Source organism: Halobacterium zhouii (assembly GCF_021249405.1).
GTDB lineage: Archaea > Halobacteriota > Halobacteria > Halobacteriales > Halobacteriaceae > Halobacterium > Halobacterium zhouii.
In genome coordinates this window covers 1033259-1047960 of the sequence record NZ_CP089593.1, presented here as the reverse complement: position 1 = coordinate 1047960, position 14702 = coordinate 1033259, and the positions used below count along the sequence as shown (strand labels likewise).

Annotated in this window: 15 protein-coding genes; 8 read left to right on the top strand and 7 right to left on the bottom strand. The window is 67.1% G+C overall.

Translation table 11 applies throughout. The annotated features are described in order from the left end of the window. Nucleotides 1-16: 16 nt before the first annotated feature. Both LT970_RS05370 and LT970_RS05365 read right to left on the bottom strand, forming a co-directional pair. Entirely contained in the window at nucleotides 17-631 is a 615-nt protein-coding gene (locus LT970_RS05370) for a hypothetical protein (RefSeq protein ID WP_232688437.1), read from the bottom strand. A 64-nt stretch (nucleotides 632-695) separates the two neighbouring features. Next, nucleotides 696-1235, bottom strand: a complete 540-nt coding sequence (locus tag LT970_RS05365; protein ID WP_232688436.1) for a CBS domain-containing protein — start codon at nucleotides 1233-1235, stop codon at nucleotides 696-698. Between the two features lie 110 nt (nucleotides 1236-1345). On the opposite strand from LT970_RS05365, the gene LT970_RS05360 reads away from it, so the two are divergent. Further along, the gene (locus LT970_RS05360) at nucleotides 1346-2440 is read left to right on the top strand and encodes a dipeptidase (protein WP_232688435.1); all 1095 of its coding nucleotides are present in this window, start codon (nucleotides 1346-1348) and stop codon (nucleotides 2438-2440) included. 62 nt (nucleotides 2441-2502) lie between these two features. Here LT970_RS05360 and LT970_RS05355 read toward each other — a convergent pair whose 3' ends face one another. After that, nucleotides 2503-2862 (bottom strand): DUF555 domain-containing protein, encoded by a 360-nt coding sequence (locus LT970_RS05355; protein ID WP_232688434.1) that lies wholly within the window; start codon nucleotides 2860-2862, stop codon nucleotides 2503-2505. Between the two features lie 259 nt (nucleotides 2863-3121). Between LT970_RS05355 and LT970_RS05350 the strand changes: the two genes are divergently transcribed. Both LT970_RS05350 and psmB read left to right on the top strand, forming a co-directional pair. Then, a complete protein-coding gene (locus LT970_RS05350) occupies nucleotides 3122-3289 on the top strand; it encodes a hypothetical protein (RefSeq protein WP_232688433.1) in 168 nt (55 codons plus the stop codon). Between the two features lie 142 nt (nucleotides 3290-3431). Continuing rightward, on the top strand, nucleotides 3432-4163 hold the full coding sequence (psmB, locus tag LT970_RS05345; RefSeq protein WP_232688432.1) for an archaeal proteasome endopeptidase complex subunit beta: 732 nt from the start codon (nucleotides 3432-3434) through the stop codon (nucleotides 4161-4163). Nucleotides 4164-4212: 49 nt separating this feature from the next. Here psmB and LT970_RS05340 read toward each other — a convergent pair whose 3' ends face one another. Both LT970_RS05340 and LT970_RS14690 read right to left on the bottom strand, forming a co-directional pair. After that, on the bottom strand, nucleotides 4213-5742 hold the full coding sequence (locus LT970_RS05340) for a glutamate-cysteine ligase family protein (protein WP_232688431.1): 1530 nt from the start codon (nucleotides 5740-5742) through the stop codon (nucleotides 4213-4215). A gap of 241 nt (nucleotides 5743-5983) precedes the next feature. Continuing rightward, nucleotides 5984-6085, bottom strand: coding sequence for a C2H2-type zinc finger protein (locus LT970_RS14690; RefSeq protein ID WP_432419605.1), 102 nt, complete (start codon nucleotides 6083-6085; stop codon nucleotides 5984-5986). Nucleotides 6086-6297: 212 nt separating this feature from the next. Between LT970_RS14690 and ligA the strand changes: the two genes are divergently transcribed. Further along, a complete protein-coding gene (gene ligA / locus LT970_RS05335) occupies nucleotides 6298-8055 on the top strand; it encodes an ATP-dependent DNA ligase LigA (RefSeq protein WP_232688430.1) in 1758 nt (585 codons plus the stop codon). A 35-nt stretch (nucleotides 8056-8090) separates the two neighbouring features. Here the strand turns inward: ligA and LT970_RS05330 are convergent, their stop codons facing one another. Together LT970_RS05330 and LT970_RS05325 are read right to left on the bottom strand one after the other, a co-directional pair. Further along, a complete protein-coding gene (locus LT970_RS05330) occupies nucleotides 8091-9428 on the bottom strand; it encodes an alkaline phosphatase family protein (RefSeq protein ID WP_232688429.1) in 1338 nt (445 codons plus the stop codon). After that, the gene (locus tag LT970_RS05325) at nucleotides 9425-10663 is read right to left on the bottom strand and encodes an inositol-3-phosphate synthase (RefSeq protein WP_232688428.1); all 1239 of its coding nucleotides are present in this window, start codon (nucleotides 10661-10663) and stop codon (nucleotides 9425-9427) included. The genes LT970_RS05330 and LT970_RS05325 overlap by 4 nt, the downstream gene beginning before the upstream one ends. A 182-nt stretch (nucleotides 10664-10845) precedes the next feature. On the opposite strand from LT970_RS05325, the gene LT970_RS05320 reads away from it, so the two are divergent. From LT970_RS05320 to LT970_RS05305, 4 genes are all read left to right on the top strand, one after another. Further along, nucleotides 10846-11646: a TatD family hydrolase gene (locus LT970_RS05320; protein WP_232688427.1), complete on the top strand. Its 801-nt coding sequence runs from the start codon at nucleotides 10846-10848 to the stop codon at nucleotides 11644-11646. A gap of 49 nt (nucleotides 11647-11695) precedes the next feature. Beyond that, nucleotides 11696-12526 carry a sugar phosphate isomerase/epimerase family protein gene (locus tag LT970_RS05315; RefSeq protein WP_232688426.1) on the top strand — a complete coding sequence of 277 codons (831 nt, stop codon included), beginning with the start codon at nucleotides 11696-11698 and terminating at the stop codon, nucleotides 12524-12526. A gap of 77 nt (nucleotides 12527-12603) precedes the next feature. Then, nucleotides 12604-13569, top strand: a complete 966-nt coding sequence (locus LT970_RS05310; RefSeq protein WP_232688425.1) for a UbiA family prenyltransferase — start codon at nucleotides 12604-12606, stop codon at nucleotides 13567-13569. 42 nt (nucleotides 13570-13611) lie between these two features. Beyond that, nucleotides 13612-14460: a sugar phosphate isomerase/epimerase family protein gene (locus LT970_RS05305; protein WP_232688424.1), complete on the top strand. Its 849-nt coding sequence runs from the start codon at nucleotides 13612-13614 to the stop codon at nucleotides 14458-14460. The last annotated feature ends 242 nt before the right edge of the window (nucleotides 14461-14702 follow it).

Below are 14702 nucleotides of genomic sequence, written 5' to 3'. Positions count from 1 at the left end.
AATCGGGCTCGCTGGCTCACTCGCTGTCGTTTTCTTCTCGGACGGCGAGCGGGACGTGGGCGTCCCAGACGACGAACGCCGGATGGGTTCGCGTCGCCGTCTGTCCGGAAAACCCGACTGTGGCAGTGATACTGCTGGGAGTGGCTTCGACGAGACGCGAGACAGAAACATCGGGCTTTCCGATTACGTCTCCCGACTCGTCAAGTAGGGTCCGGTGACTGACAGAGACCTGGAGTGGTTCCCCCTCGGGATTGCTGATGCCGGCGGACACGAATCTCGTGTTCTCGAAGCGTTGTGCGAAGCGATTCCGGACGGCTTGCGCTGCGACGGACAGTGTCTCCACGTCCGCCCACTTCTCGAAAGGGGCGTATCCGTAGTTGTCGACTTCACCGCCGGACATCGTCGCCGGATATCTGACAGTGTCGTTCGAGGGGAGGTACTCATAGTCGGCATCCGTTACGGTTCGCTCGACGGATATCGGGTCAGCTTCGCCGCGCGTCTTCCCGTCCTGAGGGCGCGTCGCGTGGACGTCTGCGACGGGTGCGCCGCCGGAAACCGGCGCGGCAACACAGCCGGACGTGGTCGTGAGTGCGGCGGCGGCGAGACCGAGCACGCGTCGTCTGGAGGGCATCACCAGAGACGTGCGCGTCGAAGCGAGAAATGTCTTGTGCGGGTGTGAGAGCGAGAACAGTCGTTCAACTGACGCGGGCGGCGACGTCCGCCTGCGTGATGATGCCGACTGTATCGCCGTCGTCGGTCACCATCACGGCCTTGTAGTGGTCGAGCAGGCTCGAAATCTCTTCCAGAGAGGCGTCCTCGGAGACGGTCGGGAAGCTCTCGCTCATCACCTCGCGGACCGGGTGGTCGCCGACGTCCTCGCCGGCGTGGACGACGTCGCTATCGCTGATGGAGCCAACCGGGACGCCGTTCGTGATGACCGGAAGCTGGGAGTAGCCCGCCTGTTGCATGCGCTCGACGGCGTCGCTGACGGCGTCGTCCGGCGCGACGCTGATGACCTCGCGGTGCATGAGCGTCTGCGCGCGGACCACGTCGCCCTCGGCCTCGTCGAGGGCTTCGACGATGCGCCGGAGCGTGGAGAGTCGCGGGTCGACGTCGCCGCCCTCGATGCGGGCGATGAGCGGCTGTGAAACCTCCGCGCGTTCGGCGAGCTCGCTCTGCGTGAGTTCGAGCGAGGTCCGACGCTCGCGGAGGTCCTGTGGCGTCGGCAAGTGCATACCCGCCGATAACCAGGGGTTATCAATAAAGGTTCCCACGTCAGCGCTCCGACGGGATGGCGCACTGCCGGGAGCAAACAGTTAGGAAGACGGCGTGAAAACGCCGAGTCGTGCCCGATACGCCACACGTCTTCGACGGCCACAACGACACGCTGCTCGACCTCCACCGACGCACGGCAGGCGAGGACGTGGCCAGCGACGAGGACGGGTCCCGCGAGCGCTCGCTGTTCGAGTCGACCGAGCGCGGTCACCTTGACCTCCCGCGCGCCCGAGAGGCGAACTTCGGCGGCGGACTGTTCGCCATCTTCGCTCCGAACGACCACGACCCAGTGGTCGAGGAGACAGAGGACGGCTACGAGGTGACGTACGCGTCCGCCGTCGACCACGAGTACGCGAAGTCGTTCACGTACGACCTGCTCGCCGACCTGCACCGACTCGAACGCGAATCCGGCGAGCGAGACGACTGCGTCGACTTCCGGGTGGCGCGCTCCGCCGAGGACGTCCGTGCGTGTCTCGACGGGGACGCCGTCGCCGCCGTCCCACACCTCGAGGGCGCGGCGGCGGTCGCACCCGACCTGTCGAATCTCGACTTCCTCTACGCCGCGGGCGTGCGCTCCATCGGGCTGACGTGGAGTCGCCCGAACGAGTTCGGTCGAGGCGTCCCCTTCCAGTATCCGCGTTCGCCCGACACCGGATCCGGACTCACGGACGCCGGCCACGCGCTCGTCGACGCTTGCAACGAGCGTGGCATCCTCGTGGACCTCGCGCACCTCAACGAGGCCGGTTTCTGGGACGTCGCCGAGCGCTCGACCGACCCGCTGGTCGTCAGCCACGCTGCCGTCCACGATATCTGTGCGTCGACGCGGAACCTCACCGACGAACAACTCGACGCTGTCGCCGCGTCCGGCGGCATCGTAGGCATCACGTTCAGCGCCTCCGACCTCCGCCCCGATGGTGGACGAGCCACGGACGTGCCGCTGTCGGTCGTCGCGGACCACGTCGAGTACGTCGCCGACCGCGTCGGCGTCGACCACGTTGCGCTCGGCTCTGACTTCGATGGGACGGCGATCGTGGACTCTGTCGGCGACGTGACCGGCCTCCCCCGTCTGTTCGACGCGCTCCGGGAACGCGGGTTCGGTGAAGACGGTCTGGAAGCGGTCGCACGAGAGAACTGGCTCCGCGTCCTCGAATCGACGTGGGGGTGACTCCGGCAGGAAGAAGGCGGACTCCGCAGTGCCGGTGGACGCGACCGTTCAGAGGGGTGGTGTCACTCGTCTTCGTCTTCGTCCTCCTCGATGACCTCGATGACCTCCAGGGGGACGTCACGGAGCGCGCCGCCGACCTCGCTCTTGGCGATGCGCTCGGCGTGCTCCTCACCCTCCGCGTTGAACACGGTGAGTTCCAAGACGAGGCCGACGAGCGCGGTGTTCGCGGCGAGGAACGCGGCGTCCAGCGGTTCGTTACACGCCGGACACGCCGTGAGCCCCGCCTCCACCTCGACGTAGTCCAGGTCCTGATCGTTCAGTCGCTTACCAGCCTCGCTCACGGCGACGCCGATGGCGTCGTCGGAGTTCTCGACGTCACGGACCAGCCACGCGGCCTCCATCGCAACGACGTAGTTGCTCATACTCACCAATACAGACGCGGCAAGTCGTTCTTTGTGGTTCGCGCGTCCGACGACGCCGGCGGACGTGACTGAAACCATCGTCATAACTTACAGGTTAGCGTCGGCTCGCCCACACCACGCCTACACCGGAGTGTCTCTCTCCCGGCCAGGGGTTGGAGTTTCGTCCAACACTCGAGAAATCACCCGACTGCGCCCGATTCCCCCACCATCCCCACCCGAAACCTATTTATACTGGCTACGTATTTCCCGTGAGCACCCGATGTTCGACCGCATCACCCGACTCGGACTGTTCGCGCTGTACCAGTCCAGCCTCGCGCTCGGCCTCCTGTTGCTGCCAGTCGCACTCGTCGCCCGGCAGGCAGGTATCACGCTACCGTTCGGCCGACTCGTAGAGCGCACCGAACGAGCGTACCGGGCGGCACACTGAGCGCCGTCTCCAGCGACGGCCCGCACAGCCGTTCCACACACCTGCATTACGCAGCGTTAGACACTCGTTGTTCTGCGTTCAGAGGAGTTCGTAATCCCCGGAAAAGATGGTTTTATCAGTGGCGGGGCGGTATCCACAGGTAATGTTCAACCCGAACGACGGCTCCGAGTTCGCTCGCAACCGGGCGAAATTCGACGGCGTCCAGAACCCGTACGAGCCGGAACTCGGCTCGCTGCCCGACAACGACGTATCCCGGGGCGACTCGGACAACATCAACAAGACCGGAACCACCATCGTCGGCCTCGCCACCGAGGACGGCGTCGTGATGGCCTCGGACCAGCGCGCGAGCCTCGGCGGCCGCGTCATCTCCAACAAGAACGTCCAGAAGGTCGAGGAGATCCAGCCGAACGCCGCGCTCTCCATTTCCGGGTCCGTCGGCGGCTCCCAGTCCTTCGTCCGCTCGCTGCGCGCGGAGGCGAACCTCTACGAGGCGCGCCGCGGCGAGTACATGTCCATCAACGCGCTCGCGACGATGGCGTCGAACCTCCTGCGGGGCGGCCCCTTCTTCCTCGTCGTCCCCATCCTCGGCGGCGTCGACGAGGACGGCGCGCACGTCTACAGCCTCGACCCCGGCGGCAGCGCGATGACCGACAAGTACACCGCGCAGGGCTCCGGGATGCCGTACGCGCTCGGTGTGCTCGAACAAGAGTACGACGAGGAGATGTCGATGGACGAGGCCGTCACCGCCGCCGCGCACGCCATCCAGTCCGCCAGCGAACGCGACACGGCCTCGGGCAACGGCATCCACATCACGAAGATCACCGAGGACGACGTCGAGATCGTCGGCTACAAGACCTTCGACGAGCTGCTGTAGTCGGGTTCTCAGCTGCTGTAGTCGCTTCTTCGAACGTTCTTCCGGCCAGTTATTCCAGTTCGCCGCCGCGTCCCACCCAGTCCGCGAAACTCCCCGAGAGCAGGGTCTCGCGCTGGTTCTCGATGTACTCGAACTGCATCGAGTACACGGCGTTCTCGAACCCACTGCCCTCGTCGAGCGCGTCCCGGACGCGCTCGCGTTTCCACGCTGCGGGCGTGACCGCGTGCCGGGCGCGCTGTCGGAGCGGCCAGAGGTACTTCGCGGCTTCGTCACTGGAGAGGCCGCGGCGCTGGAGTCCCGCGTTGGCCTGCTCGAAGAGGTCGGCGTACAGTTCCTTCGTGTCGGTGACGCGGTCGCCGTCGGCGTCGACCCACTCGAGGTCGGCGTCCAGGCCGTTCCGCGCGGCGTCGTAGAACGAGTCGCGGGCGTCTGCCCACTCGAGTTCGTACAGCGGGTGTTCGGTCCGCGGCAGGTTCTCGAGTAGTCCGGCGAACGCCGCCTGGAACGAGATAGTGTCCCTGACCGTCGGCTGGCCGGGAATGGGGCGGAACTCGATTCGGGCGTTGGCCTCCTCGCGCGAGGCGCCGCCGAACACCGGTCGAATCCACCGCCAGTACGTGCCGTGCTTGCGCCGCCAGTGCGCGAACTCGTCGTCGAACCGGCCGCCCTCGGAGACCGGCATCGGGACGATGGTGTTGTCCTCGGCGACGCGGTCGACGGCCTCCGAGACGGATTCGAGGTCCTCCGGAAACGCGACCTTCTCCTGTATGCCGGGCACGTTCAACACCGTCTCGAAGACGTCGATGCGGCCCTCCTGCCAGCCGTCGGTGAGAATCTCCTCGGCGGTGGCGTCCTCGTCGTAGAGGTCCGGCGGGAACAGTGGGGCGTTCACCCCGAGCGCGAGCAGCGGCGCAGCGAACCGAAGCGCGTACCGGAAGTACGTCGGCAGGTCGACGGCCTGGGGGACCTGGTAGTGGGGCTGGATGGACGTGATGAGTGCCTCGGGCATCACCGTGTCAGCCTGCATGTCGACGTGGGGGGCGTCGAGTCGCATCCCCGCCGGCTGACCGGTGTTCGCCATCGCGTGGTAGCGCCGGGACGCGCTCATGTTCGTCGCGACCTGGATGCCGTCCTGTTCGACGCTGTCCGTGAGGTACTCCCGGGCAGTCTCGCCCTCCGGGGGTATCGTCCACATGCCGTCACTGACGAGGTGGAGGCCCTCGGCGTCCATCGGGGAGAGCGCGGCGTCGAGACGCGCCTGCACCTCGGCTTCCTGAGCCCGCAGTCCGTACTGGTTGAGGGGCTGGGGGCTCGTCGACATCTCCGCGTTGTGGAGGCCGAGTTCCTTCTCGAAGCCCACAAACTCGAGGACGCGTCGAGGGACGCGCGCGAGCGACCCGTCGTCGCTCACCGCGTAGAACTCGTACTCGAGGCCGACGATGGCCTGCGGATTGTCGAAGGTGCCCCCCGCTATCTCCTCTTTGATGACCTCGGCGTCAGCTCGAACCTGCTCCTCGAAGGCGTCCACGTCGACAGCCAGTACGTCTTCAACGTCGTCGACGAGGTCCGAACTTGTCATGGCCTGCCGTTCGTCCCCCCGTGCCTAATAAGCGACGGCACGCCGGGAAGCGCTGATGGCGTGTGGACGACGGCCCACCACAGTCGGACTGCACGCTCGAGTCACTCCTCTCGTGGACGCACTCGGCCGAACAACGAGAATCTGGCGGGTTCGAGCGGTGAACACTCGGGCTGGTCCGGGTCAGGTCACGACGTGGCAAGCGGTCCGGCGGCCGCCGCTCGGCGCGCCGCCGTTCCGCCGGCTACATCTGGTCGCTGTGTTGTTCCTCGTTGTGCTCCTGAAGTTGCTCCTCGGTGTCGAACGTCGCGCCACACATGTCACACTCGTGCTGGTCAGATGACATACGATATCTAACACGACGGGCGAAGGCATAAAACTCCGTTCTCGGCGGGGTAACGTGGTGTCATCTGGTAGCCACACGTTGGCTTCGGGCCAGCAAGGAGTAAATTCACCGGCGCAATCGGTTCTGCTCTCCTGCTCGATTCTGACCACCATTCGCGTGGACACGGGACCGGTCCGCTCGTTTTAACTGCGGCAGGGGGCAACCCTCGAACGATGAACTTCGGGTCGTTCGCCGCGCACGCCGCCGACGTCGAGGCGGAGTCCGCGGACCTCGACGTCGTCGCGCTGGTCACCGACCTGTTCCTCGAAGCCGACGACGACCTCGCGGTCGTCGCGCGGTTCGTCCAGGGGCGGGTGTTCCCGGCGCACGCGGAGACCAAACTCGACATCGGGCCGCGCCTCTGCTACGAGGCGCTGGCGAGGGCGGCAGGCACGAACGTCACCGCCGACGACGTCGAGGGCCGACTTGCGGAGACCGGCGACGTCGGTGAGGTTGCTGCGTCCCTCGACCTCGGAGGGCAGGCCGGACTCGCTGCGTTCGGAAACAACGGAAACGACGGCAGTGGAGCGTCTGGCCTGTCAGTTCGGGCGGTGTACGAGAAGTTGACGGCGCTCGCGAACGCGACGGGCGACGGCAGCCAGGACGAGAAGGTGACCCTGCTGTTCGGCCTGTTCAATCAGTGTTCGAGCGAGGAGGCTCGGTACCTCGCGCGACTCGTGCTCGGGGAGATGCGCATCGGCGTCGGCGAGGGAACCGTCCGGGACGCCATCGCAGAAGCCTTCGATGTGCCCGTGGAGGCCGTCGAACGCGCGCTCCAGGTGTCCAACGACTACGGCCTCGTAGCGGCGACGGCCCGCGAGGAGGGCGTCGAGGGCATCGACGCGATGCACCTGGAAGTCGGCCGGCCGGTACAGGCGATGCTCGCGCAAGCGGGCACCGTCACGTCGGCGCTCGACGACTGGGGCGAGGCGGCCGTGGAGACGAAGTTCGACGGGGCTCGCGTCCAGGTCCACTGGGACGGCGAGGACGTCGCGCTGTACTCCCGGAACATGGAGGACGTAACGGCTGCGCTCCCAGAACTCGTGGAGTTCGTCGAGAACAACGTCGAACCGCCGGTCATCCTCGACGGGGAGGCGGTGGCGGTGGCCGACGACGGCACGCCGCTGCCGTTCCAGGAGATACTCACGCGGTTCCGCCGCAAGCACGACGTCGAGGCGATGCGCGAGGAGGTCGCGGTAGAACTGAACGCCTTCGACTGCCTGCACGCGGGGGTTCCGACCTCTCACGAGGACTCGAGTGCTCGACAGACTCCGGCTGACGGTGGCGAGGACCTCCTCGACGAACCGTTCCGCGAGCGCCACGCGCGCCTCGAGTCGGTCGTCGACGACGAGTCAGCGGTCTCGGACGTGTTGTTCTCCGAGGACCCCGACGAGATCGCGGCGTTCGACGAGCGAGCGCTCGAATCCGGCCACGAGGGCATCATGCTGAAAGACCCGGATGCCGCATACACCCCCGGAAATCGCGGGAAGAACTGGTTGAAGCGCAAGCCGGACGTGGAGACCCTGGACCTCGTGGTGACGGGCGCGGAGTGGGGCGAGGGTCGGCGCGCTTCCTTCCTCGGGACGTTCCTGCTGTCGGCGCGCGCCGCTGACGGCGAGACCGGCGACGCGTCCGGGAGCACCGAACGCTTCAAGACCATCGGGAAGGTTGCGACCGGCATCACGGACGAGGAACTCGCGGAACTCACGGAACTGCTCGAACCCTACGTCCGTACGGAGGACGGCCAGGAGGTCGACATCGAACCGGCGGTCGTCTTCGAGGTGGGCTACGAGGAGATACAGGCGTCCCCGACGTACTCCTCGGGGTACGCGCTCCGATTCCCGCGGTTCGTCACCGTACGCGAGGATAAGGAACCCGGGGATGCGGACACGCTGAATCGCGTCGAGCGACTCGCCGACAGCCAGCGCTGACCACGCCAGTCGGCGCTCCTGCGACAGTCAGGTTCTCAGTCCTCGAGCAGACTCGGCGCTTCGAACGCGATGTCGACGGCCTCGTGGACGCCGAGCAGTTCTGCGACCGTCGGGGCGACGCTGCGCGCGTCCACTGCGTCATCGAGGTCGATCTCGGGTGCTGCGGGACCGCCGAGGCCGAAGAACGCGGGGACGTCGGTTCGTCCATGTGACCCGCCGACCTTCGATGCGTCCGTCGAGACGTCGCCGTTCTCGTCGAGGAACAACTCACAGGGGTCGAAGCCGGGTTTCGCGTGGATGTCCATCTCGGTTGCGTACGGCGGCGCGTCCGCGGGGTCGCGCCACCAGTAGTACTGGAACCACGCGTCGGGGTCCGCCACCAGCACCAGGTCGCCCGCGTTCGGGTGGTCGATGTCGCGCTCGCGCTTCCCCTCGTCGTCAAGTACGTCGTCGATGTCCGGGAGGGATTCGAGCACGTCGCGGGCGGCCTCCAGTTCGTCCGCGTCGGCGTACACGTGCGCCACCTGATGGTCGACCATCGCGAACGCCGCCGACGCCGGGATGTCGACGTCGCCGTCCGCGTCCGTCTCCAGGAGGCCGGCCTCCCGGAGCGCGCGGTTCGGGAACGTCACCTCGTCCACGTCGTGGAACCCGTACTCGCTGACGACTGCGAGCGCCGTCTCCTCCCAGCGGTCGTCCTCGCGCAGGTCATCGAGGAAAGCGCCGACCATGTCGTCGACCTCCGGAACGTCCACCCGTGCGCCGTTGGGTCCGTCCTCGAGACCGGCGTAGTCGAGATGGGGGACGTACACCCAGAGCATGTCGAGGTCGAAGCGCTCGGTGACGATGGACGCGGCGTCGAGTATCCACTCGGTCCCCTGCTCGTTGGCCGCCGGGCCCCAGTAGTTGAACAGCGGGAAATCGCCGAGTTCGTCGCTGAGGTCGTCGTAGAGGTCGTCGGGGTTCGTCCAGCAGTCCATCTCCAGGAAGTTGTTCTCCTCGTCCTCGATGGGCGACGGCGTGACGACGACGTCAGCGGTCGACCCGATGAGGTGCTGGAAGTTCAGCACGCCCGTGGTGAGGCCGGCGTCGCTCGCGGCCTCCCAGAGCCGGGTCCGGTCGCCACGGTCGCGCTCCCAGAACACGGCCTCGTCCCGCTCCCGGTCGAACTCGCCGCTGGCCACGTCGCCGTGCGTTCCCGGCCCCTGTCCTGACGCGAGCGTGGTCTGCATCGGTACCGTTAGCGCCGGAAACGCCGGTTCGAGCGGCCCGGACGCGTCGAGCGCGTCAGCGATGTGTGGCGCGTCGGGGAGGAACGACGGCTGGAACCCGACGACGTCGAGCACGACGACGCGGTCGGCGGCGCCGGTCATCGGTCCACCTCCCGCTCTGCCTCGTCTCGCGCAGTGACCCCGTCAGCCTCCAGATGCCGTCGAGCGTACGCCTCGAGGCTGTCGAACTGTCGTGAGAGGTCGTGTTCGTCGACGCCGAGCGGGGCCTTGAAGAAGGAGGCGAGGTGTGGCTGGAGGCCGCCTTCGCCGTGGGCGTCGGCGTGGGCGACCAGGCGCACAAGGTCTAACACGAGTGGGGCAGCGAGCGCGGAGTCCGAGCCTTCCCAGGTGAACTGCATGGTCATCTCGGTTTCGAGGAATCCTCCGAAGTGGATGTAGTCCCACGCCGTCTTCCAGTCCCCCAGCGACGGCGTGTAATCGATTCGGACGCGGTTGTGCGGGTCGCCGGGGAGCAGTCGGTCGAGGATGTCGCCTTTGGTGTCGAGTTTCCCCTGTTTGTTGGCGTCGTCCTCGAGGACCTCCCCGTCGGTGTTCCCCAGGATGTTGTGCCCCTCCCAGGACAACACTCGGAGATTCCGTCCCGCGAACATCGGCGCAAGCGCGGATTTCACGAGCGTCTCCCCAGTTTTGGCGTCCTGTCCGGCGTGCGGTACGTCGTTTGCCTCGGCGAGTTCCCTGAGACCGCCGAGGGAGGCGCCGGTGCTCGGCGTGAAATTCACGTACGGGCATCTCTCCTGGAGCGCGGCGTACGCGTACAGCGAACTCGCCGGCAGATCTGCGTCGTCGCGCTGGAGCGCCGCCTCGAACGCCTCGAGGTCGTCGTAGCGCTCCGCGTCCGGAATCGGCGCCTCCGTCGAAGCGACGTTCACGACGACGACGCGCTCTACGTCCTGTTCCCGACGGAACGCCGCCAGGTCGTCGCGTATCTGGTCGACCACGTCCGTGAGTGACCGGTCGGCGTCGAGCGTGTCGTCCGCGAGCGCGTCGACCGTCCGCCCGCAGTTCCTCGCCGTACCCGTCCGGACCCGCGAATCGATCTCCTGGAGGTCCTCGGCCACCGCGTCGAGCGTGTCCTGGTCCGGCGGCCCGCGCTCTGCCATCTCGCGGGCCGTCTCCAGAATTCTCGTTTCCTGGACGTCGTGACCGCCGAAGACGAGCGAATCGACGCCGGGAAGGTCGAGTTGCGAGACTGGCGGTCGCGCGGTGACCATTCCCGTCGTGTTCGTCTCCCCGCGAGCGACCGCCCGCGCTCCCACCATCGCCGTCGTGGCGACGTTCCCGCGCGCTCCGACGAGCCAGACACCCGTGTCTTCCATGCAGGCAACAGAGCGAACTCGCGCGTTTTGTTATAGGGGGCTTGGCCGGATAGCCCACGCACACCTACCTCGCGCGGACAACCATCACTCGGGGACCGGTTCGAAGTAAGACCGGTGTACTGGTGGTAGACGCGGATGTAACCGTGTTATAACAAGCCGTCCGTGGTGCGTGGTCCGAGGTGATGCGCGTCATCGACCCGCACATGCACATGGTCTCTCGCTCGGCGAACGACTACCGACGGGCGCGTCGGGCAGGCGTCGAGTGCTGTATCGAACCCGCGTTCTGGAGCGGCACGGACAAACAACACGCCGGGTCGTTCTTCGATTACTTCGAACAGATCACGGAGTTCGAGACGGAGCGCGCGGACCGCGCCGCCGGCATGGACCACTACGTCACCATCGGCCTCGAACCGAAGGAGGCGAACTACCCGGAGATGGCCGAGAAGGTCCTCGACCGGATTCCCGAGTATCTCGAGCGCGAGAACGTCGTCGGCGTCGGCGAAATCGGCTTCGACCAGGTCACCCCCGAGGAGGAGGAGGCGTTCCGTCGACAACTCCGCATGGGCGAGGAACACGAACTCCCCGTCCTGATCCACACGCCACACGAGGACAAGCCCGCGGGAACCGAGCGGATCGTCGAGATCATCCAGGACGAGGACCTCACCGAGGAGCGGATCGTCATCGACCACAACACCGAGGACACCATCGACGTCAGCCTGCGAACCGACTGCTGGCTCGGGTTCACGCTCTACCCGGGGAAGATCGAGGACGAGGCGGCCATCGACCTCTTGGAGGAGTACGGCACCGACAAGATGCTGTTCAACAGCGCCGCCGACTGGGACCCCTCGGACCCGCTGGCGGTCCCGAAGGCCCGGGACAAGATGATCGACCGGGGCTGGGACCGCGAGGAGGTCCGGAAAGTGGTGTTCGAGAACCCCCTCGAGTTCTTCAGTCAGTCACCGAACTTCGACTACGAGCCATGACCACGGAAAGCGCACTCCGGAGACGATTCTCGACCGGTGAGGACGAGGCATGAATCTCGGCTTCTCCGCGAACGCGTTCCGGGAGTACGGCGTCCTGGACGCCATCGACGTGCTCGCTGACGCGGGATACGACGGCGTCGAACTCCTCTTCGACCAGCCACACCTCTACCCACCAGACACCGACGAGAACGACGCGCGAGCGGTCCTCGACCACCTCGATAGCCGGAACATGGAAATCAGCAACTGCAACGCGTTCATGCTGACCGCCATCGAGGGGTTCCACCACCCTTCCTACATCGAGGAGGACGCCGAGTACCGCCAGAAGCGCATCGACTACACCCGCGGCGCCCTGGAGTTGGCCGACGAACTCGACGCGGACTACATCTCCGTCGAACCGGGTGGCCCGGTCCCCGAGGGGCGGTCCCACCGGTGGGGGATGGAGACGTTCTCCCAGAGTCTCCGGGAGGTCGTCCCGACCGCCGAGCGCCTCGGCGTCGACCTGCTCGTGGAACCCGAACCCGACCTGCTCATCGAGACGACCGACCAGTTCCTCGACTTCATGGACCGCATCGATTCGGACGCGGTCGGCTGTAACTTCGACGCTGGCCACCTGTTCTGCGTCGGCGAGGACCCCGCCGAGCAGGTCGAGACGCTCGCGGAGTACACCGAGCACTACCACCTGGAGGACATCCCCGCCGACCACAGCCACGAGCACACCCAACTCGGCGAGGGCGCGATGGACATCGACGGCTTCCTCCAGGCGGTCGAGGACACCGACTACGACGGCTTCGTCACGGTCGAACTCTACCCCTACGAGGAGACGGCCGCCGACACTGCGCGCGGCGCGATGGCGTACCTCGAGGAGCACGGCTGGACCTGAGGAGATGACACCATACGAGGGGCTGAGCGGAACGAAGGAGATGACACGGAATCGAGGGGCAGAGCGGAACTGAGACGATGGCCCAGGACACACAGAACGCGCAGACCGCACCGAACCCCGGAATCTCGGGCACGCTCGCGGCGTACGCCGAACTCGTCCGCGTTCCGAACCTGTTCACTGCGCTCCCGGACGTGTTGCTCGGCGCGGCGCTGGTCGCTGCCGCGGGTGGCGACCTCACCGCGTCCACCGTCGCCGGCCTGTCCGTCGCGTCGGCGCTCGTCTACGCCGCCGGGACGACCCTGAACGACTACTTCGACGCGTCCCGGGACGCCCGCGAGCGTCCGGAACGACCGATTCCATCCGGACGAGTGTCCCGGCGCGCGGCGGCGACACTCGGCGCGGCGCTGCTGGTGACCGGCGTCGCCGTCGCGTTCGCCGCCGCCGGCCTGGCCGCGACCGCCGTCGCGAGCACCCTCGTGGCGGCCGTCCTGCTGTACGACAGCGTCCTGAAGGGGAGCGCGGTCGGCTTCCTCACGATGGGGGCTACTCGCACGCTCAACGTGGTCCTCGGCATCACGGCGGCGCAGTCGTTGTCGGCACCGCCGTTCCGGTTCGACGCGTTCCCACCCGAGGTTCTCGTCGTCCCCCTGATCGTCGGCGGCTACATCGCGTCGGTGACGTACATGGCCGCCGAGGAAGCGACCGGAACGGAACGCCGGGCGGTGCTGACCGCGGGCGCTGGAACCACCGTCGCGGGGCTAGCGGCGCTCGCGTCGCTGTGGCTGACCAACCCCGGTCCGCTGGCGCTCGCCGCAGGCGTGGCGCTCGTCGGCGCGTTCCTCGCGTGGACCGGCCGGGCGCTACGGTCTGCGTACGCCGACCCCGCGCCGGACACCGTCGGACCGGCGGTCGGCACCTGCATCCTCGCGCTGGTCGTCCTCGACGCGGCGTTCGCGGCGGTCGCCGGTGTCGCGTGGACCGTCGTCACGGTCGCGTTCCTCGTTCCGGCGGTCGGTCTCTCCCGCGCGTTCGATGTCTCGTGATAAGCGCTCGCTAACAAACCGGTTCTCCGGCGAATCGCCTGCATGGCCGAGTTGGCCTTCTCCACGAACGCGTACACCCGCCACTCGCTCCCGGAGGCCGTCGGGCGCGTCGCTGACCACGGCTACGCAGGCGTCGAAGTTCTCGCCGACGAACCGCACGCCTACGTCCCGGAGTTCGGGGACGAGGACCGCGACGCCCTCTCCGAAGCGCTCGAGGAGACGGGGCTCGCCGTCGCGAACGTCAACGCGAACACCGCGATGGGGTACTACGACGACGCGCCACCGGAGGCGTTCTTCGAACCGAGCGTCGCCACCGCGGACGACGACGCCCGCGAGTGGCGCGTCGAGTACACGAAGCAGGCCATCGACCTCGCCGACGCCGTCGACTCGCCGGCGGTCTGTCTCGCGAGCGGTCGACCGCTCCCCGCCAATCCCCCGGAGCAAGCCTACGAACACCTGCTCGGCTCGCTCCACGAGATTCTCGACCACGCAGAGGCCCGCGGGGTGGACGTCGGCATCGAGTTCGAACCGGGGTTGCTCGTCGAGTGCACGGACGAAGTGCTCTCGCTCATCGACGACGTCGGCCGCGACTCCCTCGGCGTGAATCTCGACGTCGGGCACGCCGCCGTCTACGGCGAGAACATAGCGGAGTCGATTCACCGGAGCGCTGGGCACATCACGGGCGTCCACCTGGAGGACATCGTCGGCGGCACTCGAGGAAAGCACTACCACCGCATCCCTGGCGAGGGCGACATCGACTTCCGGGCCGTCTTCGACGCGCTGGACGACGCCGGCTACGACGGCTTCGCCACCCTCGAACTGTACACGTACCCCGACGAACCTGACCGCGCCGCCCGCGAGGCGTACGAGGCGCTTGCCGAGTACGTGTAGCTTAGAACACCAAGAGGCGACGAGCATCCGCCGACCGAGCGGGCCGAAGTCCTCGTTCGTTTCACTCACGAGGACTTGCGAGAGCGAAGCTCTCGCAGCGGCCCCGGAAGGTCGGCGGTTCACTGCGCGAACGAGTGTGGCGAGTGAGCGCAGGCCGACGAGCGAGGGACGAACGGACCGAGCGAGGAGTGCTTTTGGCCGAGCTTTTACCGAGCGAGCGAAGCGAGCGCAGAGTAAAAGGT

What these genes read in the sequence shown, in the direction of transcription:
- LT970_RS05370 (WP_232688437.1), bottom strand. Translation starts at nt 631, where the DNA reads ATGCCCTCCAGACGACGCGTGCTCGGTCTCGCCGCCGCCGCACTCACG.
- LT970_RS05365 (WP_232688436.1), bottom strand. Translation starts at nt 1,235, where the DNA reads ATGCACTTGCCGACGCCACAGGACCTCCGCGAGCGTCGGACCTCGCTC.
- LT970_RS05355 (WP_232688434.1), bottom strand. Translation starts at nt 2,862, where the DNA reads ATGAGCAACTACGTCGTTGCGATGGAGGCCGCGTGGCTGGTCCGTGAC.
- LT970_RS05350 (WP_232688433.1), top strand. Translation starts at nt 3,122, where the DNA reads ATGTTCGACCGCATCACCCGACTCGGACTGTTCGCGCTGTACCAGTCC.
- psmB (WP_232688432.1), top strand. Translation starts at nt 3,432, where the DNA reads ATGTTCAACCCGAACGACGGCTCCGAGTTCGCTCGCAACCGGGCGAAA.
- LT970_RS05340 (WP_232688431.1), bottom strand. Translation starts at nt 5,742, where the DNA reads ATGACAAGTTCGGACCTCGTCGACGACGTTGAAGACGTACTGGCTGTC.
- LT970_RS14690 (WP_432419605.1), bottom strand. Translation starts at nt 6,085, where the DNA reads ATGTCATCTGACCAGCACGAGTGTGACATGTGTGGCGCGACGTTCGAC.
- ligA (WP_232688430.1), top strand. Translation starts at nt 6,298, where the DNA reads ATGAACTTCGGGTCGTTCGCCGCGCACGCCGCCGACGTCGAGGCGGAG.
- LT970_RS05330 (WP_232688429.1), bottom strand. Translation starts at nt 9,428, where the DNA reads ATGACCGGCGCCGCCGACCGCGTCGTCGTGCTCGACGTCGTCGGGTTC.
- LT970_RS05325 (WP_232688428.1), bottom strand. Translation starts at nt 10,663, where the DNA reads ATGGAAGACACGGGTGTCTGGCTCGTCGGAGCGCGCGGGAACGTCGCC.
- LT970_RS05320 (WP_232688427.1), top strand. Translation starts at nt 10,846, where the DNA reads ATGCGCGTCATCGACCCGCACATGCACATGGTCTCTCGCTCGGCGAAC.
- LT970_RS05315 (WP_232688426.1), top strand. Translation starts at nt 11,696, where the DNA reads ATGAATCTCGGCTTCTCCGCGAACGCGTTCCGGGAGTACGGCGTCCTG.
- LT970_RS05310 (WP_232688425.1), top strand. Translation starts at nt 12,604, where the DNA reads ATGGCCCAGGACACACAGAACGCGCAGACCGCACCGAACCCCGGAATC.
- LT970_RS05305 (WP_232688424.1), top strand. Translation starts at nt 13,612, where the DNA reads ATGGCCGAGTTGGCCTTCTCCACGAACGCGTACACCCGCCACTCGCTC.